Origin of the sequence: Streptomyces griseus, from assembly GCF_001715295.1 — a bacterium.
Classification (GTDB): Bacteria; Actinomycetota; Actinomycetes; order Streptomycetales; family Streptomycetaceae; genus Streptomyces; species Streptomyces griseus_G.
Window position 1 is genome coordinate 665848 of record NZ_MDKB01000002.1, and the last position, 13360, is coordinate 679207.

Annotated in this window: 12 protein-coding genes and 1 pseudogene; 4 read left to right on the forward strand and 9 right to left on the reverse strand. The window is 73.5% G+C overall.

All coding sequences use genetic code 11. The annotated features are described in order from the left end of the window. Positions 1-274: 274 nt before the first annotated feature. From moeZ to BA175_RS09470, 8 genes and pseudogenes are all read right to left on the reverse strand, one after another. Positions 275-1453 (reverse strand): adenylyltransferase/sulfurtransferase MoeZ, encoded by a 1179-nt coding sequence (gene moeZ, locus BA175_RS09435; protein WP_069170847.1) that lies wholly within the window; start codon positions 1451-1453, stop codon positions 275-277. 84 nt (positions 1454-1537) lie between these two features. Then, positions 1538-2365, reverse strand: a complete 828-nt coding sequence (locus tag BA175_RS09440; protein ID WP_069170848.1) for a spherulation-specific family 4 protein — start codon at positions 2363-2365, stop codon at positions 1538-1540. Beyond that, complete coding sequence (locus BA175_RS09445) at positions 2353-3318, reverse strand: NAD-dependent epimerase/dehydratase family protein (RefSeq protein WP_069170849.1); 966 nt, start codon at positions 3316-3318, stop codon at positions 2353-2355. The genes BA175_RS09440 and BA175_RS09445 overlap by 13 nt, the downstream gene beginning before the upstream one ends. A gap of 52 nt (positions 3319-3370) precedes the next feature. Further along, positions 3371-4576, reverse strand: a complete 1206-nt coding sequence (locus BA175_RS09450; protein WP_254667842.1) for a hypothetical protein — start codon at positions 4574-4576, stop codon at positions 3371-3373. 256 nt (positions 4577-4832) lie between these two features. Beyond that, positions 4833-6611: a glycosyltransferase gene (locus tag BA175_RS09455; RefSeq protein WP_069170850.1), complete on the reverse strand. Its 1779-nt coding sequence runs from the start codon at positions 6609-6611 to the stop codon at positions 4833-4835. A gap of 189 nt (positions 6612-6800) precedes the next feature. Continuing rightward, a pseudogene (locus BA175_RS09460) lies at positions 6801-7718 on the reverse strand (ATP-binding cassette domain-containing protein); the annotation flags it as partial. A 13-nt stretch (positions 7719-7731) separates the two neighbouring features. Then, positions 7732-9069 (reverse strand): DUF3152 domain-containing protein, encoded by a 1338-nt coding sequence (locus BA175_RS09465; RefSeq protein WP_069170851.1) that lies wholly within the window; start codon positions 9067-9069, stop codon positions 7732-7734. Positions 9070-9077: 8 nt separating this feature from the next. Continuing rightward, complete coding sequence (locus tag BA175_RS09470) at positions 9078-10043, reverse strand: alpha/beta fold hydrolase (RefSeq protein WP_069170852.1); 966 nt, start codon at positions 10041-10043, stop codon at positions 9078-9080. A gap of 110 nt (positions 10044-10153) precedes the next feature. On the opposite strand from BA175_RS09470, the gene BA175_RS09475 reads away from it, so the two are divergent. The 4 genes from BA175_RS09475 to BA175_RS09490 all read left to right on the forward strand — a co-directional run bounded on the left by BA175_RS09475 (position 10154) and on the right by BA175_RS09490 (position 12197). Continuing rightward, positions 10154-10369 carry a hypothetical protein gene (locus BA175_RS09475; RefSeq protein WP_069170853.1) on the forward strand — a complete coding sequence of 72 codons (216 nt, stop codon included), beginning with the start codon at positions 10154-10156 and terminating at the stop codon, positions 10367-10369. Between the two features lie 169 nt (positions 10370-10538). Further along, entirely contained in the window at positions 10539-11180 is a 642-nt protein-coding gene (locus BA175_RS09480; RefSeq protein WP_069170854.1) for a TetR/AcrR family transcriptional regulator, read from the forward strand. Positions 11181-11337: 157 nt separating this feature from the next. After that, the gene (locus BA175_RS09485; RefSeq protein ID WP_069170855.1) at positions 11338-11565 is read left to right on the forward strand and encodes a DUF3107 domain-containing protein; all 228 of its coding nucleotides are present in this window, start codon (positions 11338-11340) and stop codon (positions 11563-11565) included. Positions 11566-11924: 359 nt separating this feature from the next. Then, a complete protein-coding gene (locus BA175_RS09490; RefSeq protein WP_069170856.1) occupies positions 11925-12197 on the forward strand; it encodes a hypothetical protein in 273 nt (90 codons plus the stop codon). A 61-nt stretch (positions 12198-12258) separates the two neighbouring features. Here BA175_RS09490 and BA175_RS09495 read toward each other — a convergent pair whose 3' ends face one another. Next, complete coding sequence (locus tag BA175_RS09495) at positions 12259-13005, reverse strand: ferritin-like fold-containing protein (protein WP_069170857.1); 747 nt, start codon at positions 13003-13005, stop codon at positions 12259-12261. Between the last annotated feature and the right edge of the window lie 355 nt (positions 13006-13360).

Below are 13360 nucleotides of genomic sequence, written 5' to 3' on the forward strand. Positions count from 1 at the left end.
CGCGCACGAAGGGACCGGCTCCGCGAGGAACCGGCCCCCGGCCGCCGACGGCCTCACGGCCCTGTACCGCCTCGGCGACCGCTCGTGATCAATACAGCTGGGCCGTGTTGCGAAAGTGGCGTCGTCTGCCCGGAGGGCAGGCCCGGCGGCGTCTGGTGCGTGCAATCGCAAGGCGGAGGGCCGTCCTGATACTGGGCGTATCTGGATGATCCCGACAACGCGGCGAGTGTGCGTGCCAGGCGCCGCCGGGCAGACGGGACTTTCGCAACACGGCCTAGTAGACCGGCTTCTCGGGCTCGATCTGGTGGACCCATCCGATCACGCCGCCACCGACGTGCACCGCGTCGGCGAAGCCCGCGGACTTGAGGACCGCGAGGACCTCCGCGCTGCGGACACCGGTCTTGCAGTGCAGGACGATGCGCCTGTCCTGCGGGAGGTCCTGCAGGGCGTTGCCCAGGAGGAACTGGTCCTTCGGGATCAGCTGCGCACCCGGGATCGAGACGATCTCGTACTCGTTGGGCTCACGGACGTCGATGATCTGGATCTTCTCGTCCCCGTCGATCCACTCCTTGAGCTGCTTCGGAGTGATCGTGGAGCCGGCCGCCGCCTCCTGGGCCTCCTCGGAGACGACGCCGCAGAAGGCCTCGTAGTCGATGAGCTCGGTGACCGTCGGGTTCTCGCCGCAGACGGCGCAGTTCGGGTCCTTGCGGACCTTCACCTGGCGGTACTGCATCTCCAGCGCGTCGTAGATCATCAGCCGACCGACCAGCGGGTCACCGATGCCGGCGAGCAGCTTGATGGCCTCGTTGACCTGGATGGAGCCGATGGACGCGCACAGCACGCCCAGCACCCCGCCCTCGGCGCAGGAAGGGACCATGCCGGGGGGCGGCGGCTCCGGGTAGAGGCAGCGGTAGCAGGGTCCGTGCTCGGACCAGAAGACGGACGCCTGGCCGTCGAAGCGGTAGATCGAGCCCCAGACGTAGGGCTTGTTCAGCAGGACCGCCGCGTCGTTGACGAGGTAACGGGTGGCGAAGTTGTCCGTGCCGTCCACGATCAGGTCGTACTGGGCGAAGATGTCCATCACGTTGTCGGCCTCGAGCCGCTCCTCGTGAAGGACCACGTTCACCAGGGGGTTGATCCCCTGCACGGTCTCCTTGGCCGACTGGGCCTTGGACCTGCCGATGTCGGCCTGGCTGTGGATGACCTGGCGCTGCAGGTTCGACTCGTCGACCTCGTCGAACTCCACGATGCCGAGCGTCCCGACGCCGGCCGCGGCCATGTACATCAGGGCCGGCGAGCCGAGGCCGCCGGCACCGACGCAGAGCACCTTCGCGTTCTTCAGCCGCTTCTGTCCGTCCATCCCGACATCCGGGATGATCAGGTGGCGGGAGTACCTGCGGACCTCGTCGACGGTGAGCTCAGCAGCTGGCTCGACCAGGGGTGGCAGCGACACAGGAACCTCAACAATGCAGGTGGTCGGTTTCTACGTACTTCATCTACGTACGGTTGTTCTCCCGTAACACTGCCACGCCGCTCCTCATTCCGAGATACCCGGTCCGATACGCGAGACGAATTCGTCCCAGTAGCTGGGCAGTGCCGCGAAGGGGTCGGTCTGTCCCCCCTCGTCACCCCGGTCGGTGAAGAAGATCGTGCCCGCTCCCTGCCACCGCGCGATGCGCATGGCCTCCTCGAGGTGGGTGCGCGGGACGCCGTGGACGAAGTGGGCGAAGCGGCCCGGCTCGTAGGCCGCCGTCCACTCGGCCACCTGCGACCAGCGGTAGCCGGTCCACGGCCCCCGGAAGGTGACGAGCTGGTCGGCGGCCTCCGCGTAGCCCGGATACGGATGGGTGCCGTGCCCCAGCACCAGCAGCCCGCCCCCCTCGTCCGCGCTGTCGCTGTCCCCGAGGAGGGCGGCGAGGGTGCTGGTGAGCCGGCGGACGGCCGGCAGGAGACCCCGGTCGGCCGGGCAGCGGTCGAGGTAGAAGCCGCCCACGCGGTACCAGTCGAGGAAGGACCGGGCGTCGGCGACCAGCTCCCCGAAGGCGCGGCTGCCGAAGGCGAGGTCGAGGTGACCCAGCAGCCTGCCTCCGGCCGCCCGGACGGTGTCGTCCGGAGCCTCGCCGTGCAGGGCGCGCTCGCGGGCGTTGCGCAGCCGGCCGGCGGCGTCGAGACAGTGCGGGTCGGGGCGGGCGCCCGGCCCGTTGTCGATGTTGAGTACCGCCCAGTGCAGCGGGGTTCCGGGGCGGTTCAGCCCGGCCCATTCGGCCGGCGCGAGCAGCGGGTGGGCGTAGCCGGGGACGCCGACGCCGAGCCGTTCGGCACCACCCGTCCTCGCGAGGGAGCCGGTACGGGTCAGATGCGGCACGCCGCCTCCATCCAGATGTCGGCGAGGGACTCCTCCAGGTTGATCCGGGGGCGCCAGCCGAGCCGGTCACGAGCGGTGCGGACGTCGGCCTGCTGCCAGGCCCCGCAGCCGTCGGGGTAGGGGGACGGGGTCGCCGCGAGGTGTTCGACGACGGACTCCGTGGAGGTACGGGGGGCACCGATCGGGAGCCGGGCGGGCGGGGTGTCCAGTTCGTGGAGGGCGCCCATGTACCCGGCGACCCGCGCGAGGACCGCGGCGGCGTCGCGCAGCCGTACGGCCCTGCCGGTGCCGATGTTGACGACACCCTGGGCGGCGGAGAGCGAGGCCGCGTGCACGGCGCGCGCCACGTCCCGTACGTCGACGAAGTCGCGCTGGACACCGAGGCCGCTCAGCCTGAGCTCGGCGTCGCCGGACTGCATGGCACGGCGCATGGTCTCGGCGAGCCGGCCGATCGGGGAGCCCGCCGGGGTGCCGGGCCCGACCGGTGAGAAGACCCGGAGCACCACCGCGTCCAGACCGGAGCCGAGGACGAGTTCGGTGGCGGCGAGTTTGCTGACCCCGTACGGGCCCCCGGGGCGGGGGACCGCGTCCTCCCCGGTGGAGGACCCGGGCTGCGAGGGGCCGTACTCGGAGGCGCAGCCGACCTGGACGAGCCGGGCGCTGCATCCGCTGCGCCGCATGGCCTCGCAGACCGTCGCCACGGCCACGGTGTTGTGCCGGGTCAGGTCCCGGGCGCCGCCGCGGGTGGCGCCCGCGCAGTTGACGACGACTCCGGGGTGGACGGCGTCCAGGAAGCGGGTCAGCGCTCCGGGGCTGCCGCTCGCGAGGTCGAAGCGCACGTCGGCGTCGTCACCGCGGCCGAGCGCCGTGAGGTGCACGGCGGGGTCGGCGAGCAGGCGGTCGGCGACGAAGCGGCCGAGGAATCCGTTGGCTCCGAGCAGCAGAACCCTCATCGCGCGCCCCCTCGGTGCCGACGGCGGGCTGCCGGTGCGGGGTATTGGGGGTTCATGTCCGGTTTCTCCTTGTGGAAGGTGTATGCGGTGCGAGGGGAAGGCCCGCGGCGTCGGCTCCGCGGGACTGGGCGTCCACGGCCTGGACCGTGGCGTGGGCGGATGCCCGGGAGAGGGTGACCGATGCGTGGGTCAGCAACCCGAGGGCGGCGATTCCGCAGGCCAGGGCGGGTACGCCGCCTGCTCCGGCCTCCCGGACGACGGTGTCGACGGGCCGGGCGAGGAGGTCGAGGCCGGGCAACCGCCCGGCCAGGACGAGGAAGGGGGCCGCCACTTCGACGGCGCAGGCGGCCGCGAGCCCGGTCGCGGCGGGTTCCGGAAAGCCGTGGACGGCGAGCAGACGGGCCAGCAGGAGCAGGACGCCGAGGGCGGCCGGGGCGAGGAGGGCGCCGTCGCCTCCGTAGCCGAGACCGGCGAGGTACACCAGTGCGGTCGTCGCGCACAGGAAGAGTGCGACGACTCCGAGGAGCAGGAGGCGCACCCCGGCGCCGAAGTCCGCCAGTGCGTGGCTTCCCGTCAGCCGGTGGCGCGCGCCTACGGAGAACAGGTGGGCGCACCAGGCAGCGGGTGCCACGGCCAGGGCGAGTCCGAGCAGCGGGGCGGGGGCGGCGTTCCAGTGGCCGTCGGGGCCGCCGCTGATGACCTGGTCGAGCAGGTCCTCGCCGTACACCGCGTACCCGAGGAGCCAACAGACGAGGAGCGTCACACCACCGCTCCCGTCCGGGGCGCGCAGCGGGCCGGTGCGCAGGCAGAGCCGGAGCCCGAGGAGGACGAGCAGCGCCCCTGCGGCGGTCACCGCGAGGCGCGACCCCCCTCCGAGCACCCCTTCGGTACCCCGCAGCACCGCGGCGGTGGCGAGGCACGCGGCGCCGGGCAGCAGGGCGCGCAGCGTCCAGCCGGCCCGCGCCTCGGTGCCCGGCCGCCGGCGCGGGCCCGGGTACGGGGGCGGGCCGGGGCGCTCCGGCCGGGGCGCGCGGGCGTAGAGCTCCTCGGCCAGCGAGAAGACGTCGCGGTGCCGGTAGCGGGCGGCGGCGCGGTCGGTGAGCCCGTGCGCCTCCAGTCCCGCGGCGATCTCCAGAGGGTCCACGGCCCGCTCGCACAGTTCCCGGTGCCGGTGCAGGAGCACCGTGACGGGGTCGGCGGATCCGCGACGCACGAGGGGCCTGCGCGCCGGGTGGTACGCGATCTCGGGGGCCCGCACGGCCGGCGGGAGTACCTCGGCGCCCCCGCCGGAGCTCCCGACGGCGTCCGGGGCCCGCCCGGGGACACCGACCGGTCCGGGGTGTTTCCCGTCCCCGGCGGGTTCTCCAGGGGCCGCGGAGCCGATCACCCCGGCAGGGGGCGTCCCGGGGGCGCCGGGTTCCCGGGGCTCCGGTTCCCGCGCGTCCCGGCCCGGGCCGGTGGCGTCGGCCGGTCCCCCCGGCTGGGCTCCGCCGTGGGCGTGGCCGGCCGCGTCGTCACGCATCCCCGTCCCCCGTCCGGACCGCGCCCGCACGGACGCCCTCGGCCCCGAGCGCCCACCCGGGTCTCCGGGGCGTCCCGGAGGCGACCGGCTCCTGAGGCCGCCGGTCCAGCACGTGCGCCTCGGGGGGCGTCGCGAAGGGGCGGGGCGGGGCCGTGCGGTCCTCGCCCCCCGCCCCGGCCGCCCACCGGGCCGGGGCGTGTGCCATCAGGTCCAGGTAGATACCGCGAAACGCCGCGATGCTCTGCTCGACGGTGAAGAGTTCGAGTGCGCGGGCGCGCGCCGCGGCGCCCAGGCGTGCACGGCGCGCGGGGTCCCGGAGCAGTGCGACGCAGGCGTCCGCGAGCGCCCGGGGGTCGCGCGGCGGTACCACCAGCCCGGTGCCGCCGACGACCTCCACCACCGCGCCCACGTCCGTCGACACGGTGGCCCGGCCGCAGAACATCGCCTCGACCAGGCTGACGGGGAAGCCCTCCACGACGCCGGACAGGACGACGACCCCGCCGGCCGCGTAGGCCCCGGCGAGGTCGGGCACCCCGGGTGCGCCGATCTCCTCGAAGGTGACCGGGTTGCCGCCGGCCGCGTGCGCGTCCGTGGCCTCGTCGGGGAAGAGCCGTGCGGCGAGTGCCGTGCCGTGGGCGAGGTACGCCTCGCCCACGGATCCCTGCGCCGGAGCGCCGAAGACACGCAGCCGGGCGCCGGGTTCGGCCCGGCGCACCTCGGCGAATGCGTGCAGCAGGGCGACCAGGTCCTCGACGGGCTCGATGCGCCCGATCCACACCAGGGTGTCCGGGCCGCCGTGGTCCTCGCCCTCGCCCACGGCACGGAAGCGTTCCGCCTCCATGCCCGGGTAGACCGTGCGCAGCTTCTCGCGGGCGGCCCCGCAGCGCTCCTGCCACCGCCGGACGTGGGCGGTGCCGGGCGTGATCACCGCGGCCTGCCGGTAGACCTCGGAGGCCAGGAGCCCGTGGAAGCCGGCCAGGAGGGCGCGCACCGGCGCGCTCGACGGCGTTCCGGGCGCGGCGAGGTAGTGCGTCCGCAGCGGCACCTGGTGTTCCGTGACGAGCAGGGGGACGCCGAAGAAGCGTTTGGCCAGCAGCCCCGGCACGGCGGCGGCGCCGGAGGCCGCGTGGCAGAGGTCGACCGCCGCGAGCCCGTCCTCGCCGTACCAATCGAGGGAAAGGGGGCGCAGCGCGCGCTCCAGTGCGGAGGCGAAGGCGAGGTGGTCGGGGACGGTGGCGTCGTGGACGGTCCGTCCCCCGCCCGGGGCGCGACAGGCCGACTCGACGATGCGCACGGTCGCCTCGGAGCGCAGGGCGGTGGGCAGGCCGCCGCCCTCACGGGCCAGTTCGGCGAGGCCGTAGAAGCCCTCCGTGAAGAGATCCGCCGCCGCGGTGTCCGCGCCGCCCGGCGCCGTGGCGGTCCGCGTGCCGGCGCGGACGGCACCGACGAGCGCCGTCATGTGCGCGGTGAAGCGCTGCCTGTCCCGCCGCCCGTAGGAGCGCCCGAGACCGGTGGCGAGCCGGCCCGTCAGGCCACGGGGGCGGTCTCCGCGGTGGGCGCCCCCGCCGTCCGTCCACGGCGGCGCCTTCCGCACCCGGCCGATCCGGTCCGGAAGTCCGCCCCGTCCCTGCTGTTCCTGGTGGGCCGAGCGGCCGAGGGCGAAGAGGCCGAACTCATGCTGGGGAAGCCCGTGCACCAGGCGGTCGCACCAGAGTCCGGACTCACCTGCCGCATACGCGTGAACACCTTCCGTGAGGAGTCCGATCCGCACAAGCACACCCCCGATCCTCCGTGTGGGCGGCCGCCGTTGATCGGCGACTCGCAGCGGGACGACCGTAAGCGGACGCGACGGTGGTGCGACGGACGGTTGTCCGTCGCACCACCGAAAGGGGTGAACCGCCGTAACTTTCCCGCCGCGGTCGCGTTCTGTCGCGGCACAAGGCGGTCCGGTTACGCCGCGTCAGGCTGCGGCCAGCTCCTTGCGGGTCGCGCGGCGTCGCGCGGCCTGTGCGGGGTCGAGGGCGGGAACCGCCGCCAGGAGCTGCCTGGTGTACGGGTGCCGGGGCGCTCCGTAGACCTCGTCCACCAGGCCCTCTTCGACGATCCGGCCCCGCCGCATCACCGCGACCCGGTCGCTGACCTGCCGTACGACCGCCAGGTCGTGGGCGATGAAGACGAGGCCGATGCCCAGTTCCCGTCGCAGCTCCGCGAGGAGGCCGAGCACCTGGGCCTGGGTGGTGACGTCGAGCGCGGAGACGGGATCGTCGCACACGATCAGCCTGGGTCCGGCGGCGAGGGCACGCGCGATCCCGACCCGCTGGCGCTGTCCGCCGCTGAACTCGTGGGGATAGCGCTCGTACCGGTCCGCTTCGAGGCCGGCGCGTTCGAGGAGTTCGCGCACACGGTCCCGGATCCGGCTCTCGTCCGTCTCCCCCGCGGCGCGGAGCGGATCGGCCACCGACTCGCCGACGGAGCGGCGCGGGTTGAGCGAGGCCACCGGATCCTGGAAGACCATCTGGAGCTCGCGGCGGACCGGCCGGAGCGCCTTCTCCGACAGTGAGCCGATCTCGGTGCCCCCGTAGCGGAGACGGCCCGCCGTCGGATCGAGCAGCCGCACGAGCATGCGCCCGAGGGTCGTCTTGCCGCTGCCGCTCTCGCCCACGATGCCGAGCGCCTCGCCCGCGTGCACGGTGAGCGAGACCCCGTCCACCGCGGCGACGCGCCCGGCGCCCCGGCCGAACTCGCGCCGCAGGCCGACGGCTTCGAGCAGCGGCGCGTCTCCCGGGCGGGCGGCCCGCGGCCCGGGGACGGCGGCCACCCGCCGGGCGTCCACCCGGGGCACGGAGGCCAGCAGTTCGCGGGTGTACGGACAAGCTGGACCTCGCCGCGGATCAACTACCCGGATACACCCAGGGGTTGGGTCGGCACTTGATGCCTTCGAGCTCCAGTGTCTTGGTCTGCTGCTGCATCACGGGAGCGAGCGCCCCGGGAGTGCGGCAGCTCACGTGGTCGTGGCCCAGCCGATGGCCGACCTCGTGGTTGATCAGCATCTGACGGTAGATCAGCAGCTTGTCCGGGCCGAAGGTCGCGGCGCCCTGCGCCCACCGGTAGGCGTTGATCATGACGCGGTCCGTGGCGGCGGAGTCGCAGGAGACGTTGTCCTCGGTGGTGTCCAGGCCCGACTTCTCGCACCAGACCCCGGTGGTGCCCGGGCTGGCGAGCGTGATCACGAAGTCCGGTTCGCCGGAGGAGATCCGCTCGAAGGTCATGGCCCCGCCGTGCGCCCAGCTGCGGTCGTCGTTGAGCGTCTTCTGCACAGCCTCGGCGAAGAGTCCGGCGTCGAGGCCCAGCCCCTTCTCCACGTCGATCCGGTAGCGGTACTTGTGCCCCCGGCCCGGCGCCTTCGCCAGCCCCGGAACCGCGTCGAACTTCCCCGACGCCTTCAGGTCGGGCAGGAGCGGGTAGGGCTCGGCCATCTTCTCCGCGTACGACAGGGGCTTCACCGCAGGACGGTCCGCGTCGGGGGTCGGCCGCTCCTCCGAGCGGGAGGCGTCCGCGGAGCCCTCACGGTCGGAGCCGGCCGTCCGCGAGGCGCCCGGGCCGCCCGAGGACTTCTGTGCCACCTGGCCGGCCACCACCACGGCGAGCACCGTGACCACGGCCGCGGCGGCGATCCCGGTGAACGTACGGCCCTTCCCGCCCTTGCCGGCCTTGCCTTCACCGCCGTCCGGGGCGTCCTCGGAGCCGTCCGGGCCCTCAGGGGTCCCGGCGGCGCCACCGGCCTGTACGGGTGCCGCCCGGCGCGGGCCGGCCGCGTCGAACGCGTCGACGAACTCCCTGCGCGGGCCGGGCAGGGGCGGGGAGCCGACGGGGGGCCGCCCGGGCGCCGCCCGTCTGTCGGCCGCGCGCTGCGCCGCCTGCTGGGCCGACAGCTGCCGCGCCACGGCCTGCCGGGCGCGGACCTCCGGTCCGGGGCCGCCCGTCCCGTCGTACCGCGGCTGCGTGGCCGTTCCCCAGCCGCCTCCGGGCTCGTGCTGCTCGGGGTGCCCGCCGCGGGCCTGCGGGACGTCGTGGAACGGGGTGTGCCCGGTCCCGGCGGATGGAGTCGCGGCGTCCCGCCTGCGCCGCCCGCTGCCCGCGCGGGCCGCCTCGCCCTCCCTGTCGGCCGTGGCCGCGGCCCCCGCCTCGGCTCCGGCCGCCTCGGGCCCCTTACGGCTGTGTCGTCCCACGCCCCGGATCAGCTCCCGCCGCGTTCGTCCAGCAACTCCCGGAAGGCCTGGGCGACCGCCTCCGGGTACTCCATCATCGCCACGTGCCCCGCGTCGGGCAGTGTCAGCAGCCGCGAATCGCGGAAGGCCGCGGACGCTCTGCGTGCCATCCGGTACGAGACGAGCTGGTCCCTTCCGCCGTACACCAGCAGGGACGGTGCGAGGACCCTCTCCGCCTGGCGCCACAGCCCGTGCTGTCCGCCCAGGGTGTAGGCATCGACGATGCCCCGGGCCGAGCGCGCCATGGCGTCCCAGAAGTACGGCAGTTCCAGCCGCCGCTCCATCTCGGCCACCGCGTGACGGAAGGCCTCCTCGGAAATGCGCGCCGGATCGCCGTAACAGAGTGCCATGACACCCCGTGTGCGCTGTTCCGCGGTCCAGTCCCGGGTGAGCCGGGCGAACAGGGAAGCGACGCCCGGGAGTGCGAGCAGCCCGGTGGGTACGGCGGGCCGCTGCACCCGGATCTCGGGCAGGGCGGGGGAAACGAGCGTCAGGGTGCGCACGAGGTCGGGACGGACCGCCGCGACCCGGGTGGCAACGGCACCGCCGAGAGAGTTACCGAAAAGGTGAACGGGTCCACGCCCCCCGGCGTCCAGCAGCCGGATCACCGCGCGGGAGTGACCGGTGACCGAGTAGTTCCCGTCGTCCGGCGGCGGCGAGTCCCCGAAGCCGGGCAGGTCGACCGCTTCACCGTCGACCACGTCCGCCAGCATCGGCATCAACGCGGACCAGTTCTGCGAGGAACCTCCCAGCCCGTGCACGAAGAGGGCCGGTGCGAGCCCCGCCGACCGCGCGGGCCGGGAGCGGACCGTCAGCGTGAGGCCCGGCAGCTCGACGGAGCGCAGCCTCTCGCCCTCCGTGACCCTGACGGCACTGACCATGGGGGCCACGGCGGCAGCGGCGTCGTGGGTACCGGGCAGCTCGGTCGAAGACATGCGGCAATGTTACGAGATGATCACGTGACGGTTGATGTGTTCGCGGTCACAGGCCGCATAGCGTCCGGGAGGCGTTGCTCCTACGCTGCAAGGGAAGGAAGGGAGCCACCATGACGATCGACCCGAGCGATCCCGAGACCTTCGAGGAGCCCCGGCCCGACGAGCCGGACCCGGAGGCCCCCGAGGCCGACACGGCGGAGCAGCAGGCCGACGTCCAGCAGGAGAGCGACGAGCCGCTCACCCGGATCGACCCCGCCTCCGCGAACGAGGCGGACGCCGCGGAGCAGGCCCGCGTCGTCAGGCAAGATGAGGACGATTACCGCTGATACGCCCCTTTTCCTGCCGTGACCAGGCAGATCTGTGGCTACCGCAGCCGTCCGGTCCGTGAAATTCTGCGTCCGCGCCGCGCGCACCCGGGTTACTCAAAAGTACGATGGCCGCATGGCGCAGTGTGCACGGTTTTCGCTGCGTTCGATCACACACTTGGGAGGCGGCGTGACAGCCATCGAGCAGACAGAGGCAGCGCGCCCGCGGGGCACCCGCCTGCCCCGCCGCGCCCGCCGCAATCAGCTGCTGGGCGCTGCGCAGGAGGTTTTCGTCGCGCAGGGCTACCACTCGGCCGCGATGGACGACATCGCCGAGCGTGCCGGGGTCAGCAAGCCGGTGCTCTACCAGCACTTCCCGGGCAAGCTGGAGCTCTACCTGGCCCTCCTGGACCAGCACTGCGAGGCGCTGCTCCAGGCGGTCCGCACGGCGCTGGCCTCGACGACGGACAACAAGCTGCGCGTGGCGGCGACGATGGACGCCTACTTCGCGTACGTGCAGGACGAGGGCGGCGCTTTCCGTCTGGTGTTCGAGTCCGATCTGACCAACGAGCCGGCGGTGCGCGAGCGGGTCGACCGCGTCTCGCTGCAGTGCGCGGAGGCGATCTCGGACGTCATCGCGGGTGACACGGGCCTGTCCAAGGACGAGTCGATGCTGCTCGCGGTCGGTCTCGGCGGCGTCTCGCAGGTGGTGGCGCGCTACTGGCTCTCCAGTCGTTCCGCCATCCCGCGCGACACGGCGGTCCAGCTGCTGACCTCGCTCGCCTGGCGCGGCATCGCGGGATTCCCGCTGCACGGCATCGATCAGCACTGATCACGCTCGCCGTGGGGCCGGTCCGCGGCGAGTCCCGGCGGCGGTGTTCGCTGCGGGCGTTGCCGGTCGACCCGTGGTCGCTCCCTTCACCGGGCTAATGTGTGCTGCGTACGGCGCGGTTCACCGCGCAGAGACGGACCGTCGGAGGGACATAGCCGTGGAGGTCAAGATCGGGGTGCAGCACACGCCCCGGGAGATCGTTCTGGAGAGCGGGCTTTCCGCCGAAGAGGTCGAGAGCGCGGTCGGCGAGGCGCTCACCGGCAAGACGCAGCTGCTCAGCCTCACGGACGACAAGGGCCGCAAGGTTCTGGTGCCGACCGATCGGATCGCCTACGTCGAGATCGGCGAGCCCAGCGCCCGGCGGGTGGGCTTCGGAGCGCTGTAGGTCGCCCGACGCAACGGACAGAGGCGGAGGCCCGGCGGACGACCGCCGGGCCTCCGCCTCTGTGTGCGTGCCGCCCTCCGCCTCTGTGTGCGTGCCGCCCTCACCGTCGCGCAGGTAGCCCCCCGCCGTCGCGCGTGCGGGCCCCGCCGACGTGCGTACGGCCCCCTCAGTCGCCCAAGCCGCCCTGACCGGCCTGTGTGCGGCCCCACACCGTCGCGTGTTCGCCCTCTTCGTCGCCCGGGTCGCCCGAGTCGCCCGGTGGGGTCTCCGGGGCGCGGAGGAGGATTGCGTCCTGCGGGCCCCGGGTAGTACGGCCTACGACCGACCGCCCGCCGTGCGATCAAGCGAGGTGACCTGCTGTGCTCTGGGAATTCATCGGCTCCGTGCTGCTGGGGCTGGCCCTGTCCTGGGTCGCGCTCCGCTCCCTGCCGGGCCGGCTGCCGGCCCACCGCACGGTGTTCCTCACCGGCGCGCTCGGCGCGCTGTTCGGCACATACCTGACGCACTCGACCCTGGGGCCCGGCTCGGTACTGGCGACCGGCGCGGGTGCCGTGCTGGTCGGGTCGGTGACCCTCTCCCTGCTGATCCGCCCGCGCCGCCGGCGGCCGGTGCGGTCCGCGACGGCCCAGTAGACGGGCCGCCACGGGCCGGGCGCCGGCCGGGCCCACGGGCCGGGCCGGCGCGGGACGCCTCTCAGGCCGCGAGGCCGAGCGCCGCCATCCGCTTGGTGTGGGCCTCCGTGATCCGGGAGAACATCCGGCCCACCTCGGCCAGGTCGAAACCGTCCGCCACGCCTCCCACCAGCATCGTCGACAGTGCGTCGCGGTCCGCGACCACCCGCTGCGCCTGGGAGAGCGCCTCCCCCATCAGCCTGCGCGCCCACAGGGCGAGCCGTCCGCCGACCCGGGGCTCCGCCTCGATGGCGGCGCGCACCTTCTCGACCGCGAAATTGCCGTGCCCGGTGTCGTCGAGTACGGAGAGGACGAGGGAGCGGGTGTCCTTGTCCAGGCGGGCGGCGATCTCCCGGTAGAAGTCACTGGCGATCGAGTCGCCGACGTACGCCTTGACCAGGCCCTCCAGCCAGTCCGACGGCGCGGTCTGCCGGTGGAAGTCGTCGAGCGCCTTGCCGAAGGGCTCCATGGCGGCGGTGGGCTCCTCGTCGATCGCGGTGAGCCGGTCGGTCAGCTGCTCGAAATGCTGGAATTCGGCGGACGCCATCCTCGCCAGAGCCGCCTTCTCCCCGAGTGTCGGCGCGAGTTTCGCGTCCTCGGCGAGCCGCTCGAACGCCGCGAGTTCCCCGTAGGCGAGTGCGCCGAGCAGATCCACCACGGCGGCGCGGTAGTGCGTGTCGGCGGACGCCGTGGCCCAGTCCTGGGCGGCGATTCCGGTGGGTGCGGGGGCTTCGTCGGATGCTTCGGTGGCGTTGTCTGGCGTCTCCATGCAGCGCAGAATAGCCCGCCCGCCACGAGGCGGAAGGGCCCGGCCGATCGAAGACATCACACCGTTCCGATGAATTCGCCCGACACACATGCACGAATCCGGGGTACAGTGGTATTGCGCTTACTGAGCATTTTCCTGTGCCAGGAGCGTGACCTTGAATGAGGATGCCCGGTCGGTGGCCCGATCGGCTCCGACCCGACAGCCCTCCACGCGGTGCGTACGCCACGTACGACCGCAGATGAGGGGCCCCCTCAGCGGCACGAGCGCTCGAGCGACGGCAGTGGTCCCGCGCCACCCGGCCCATCCACGGCCGGATGACCAACCCCGGCACGGTACGACCCCCAGCGTTCGCCTC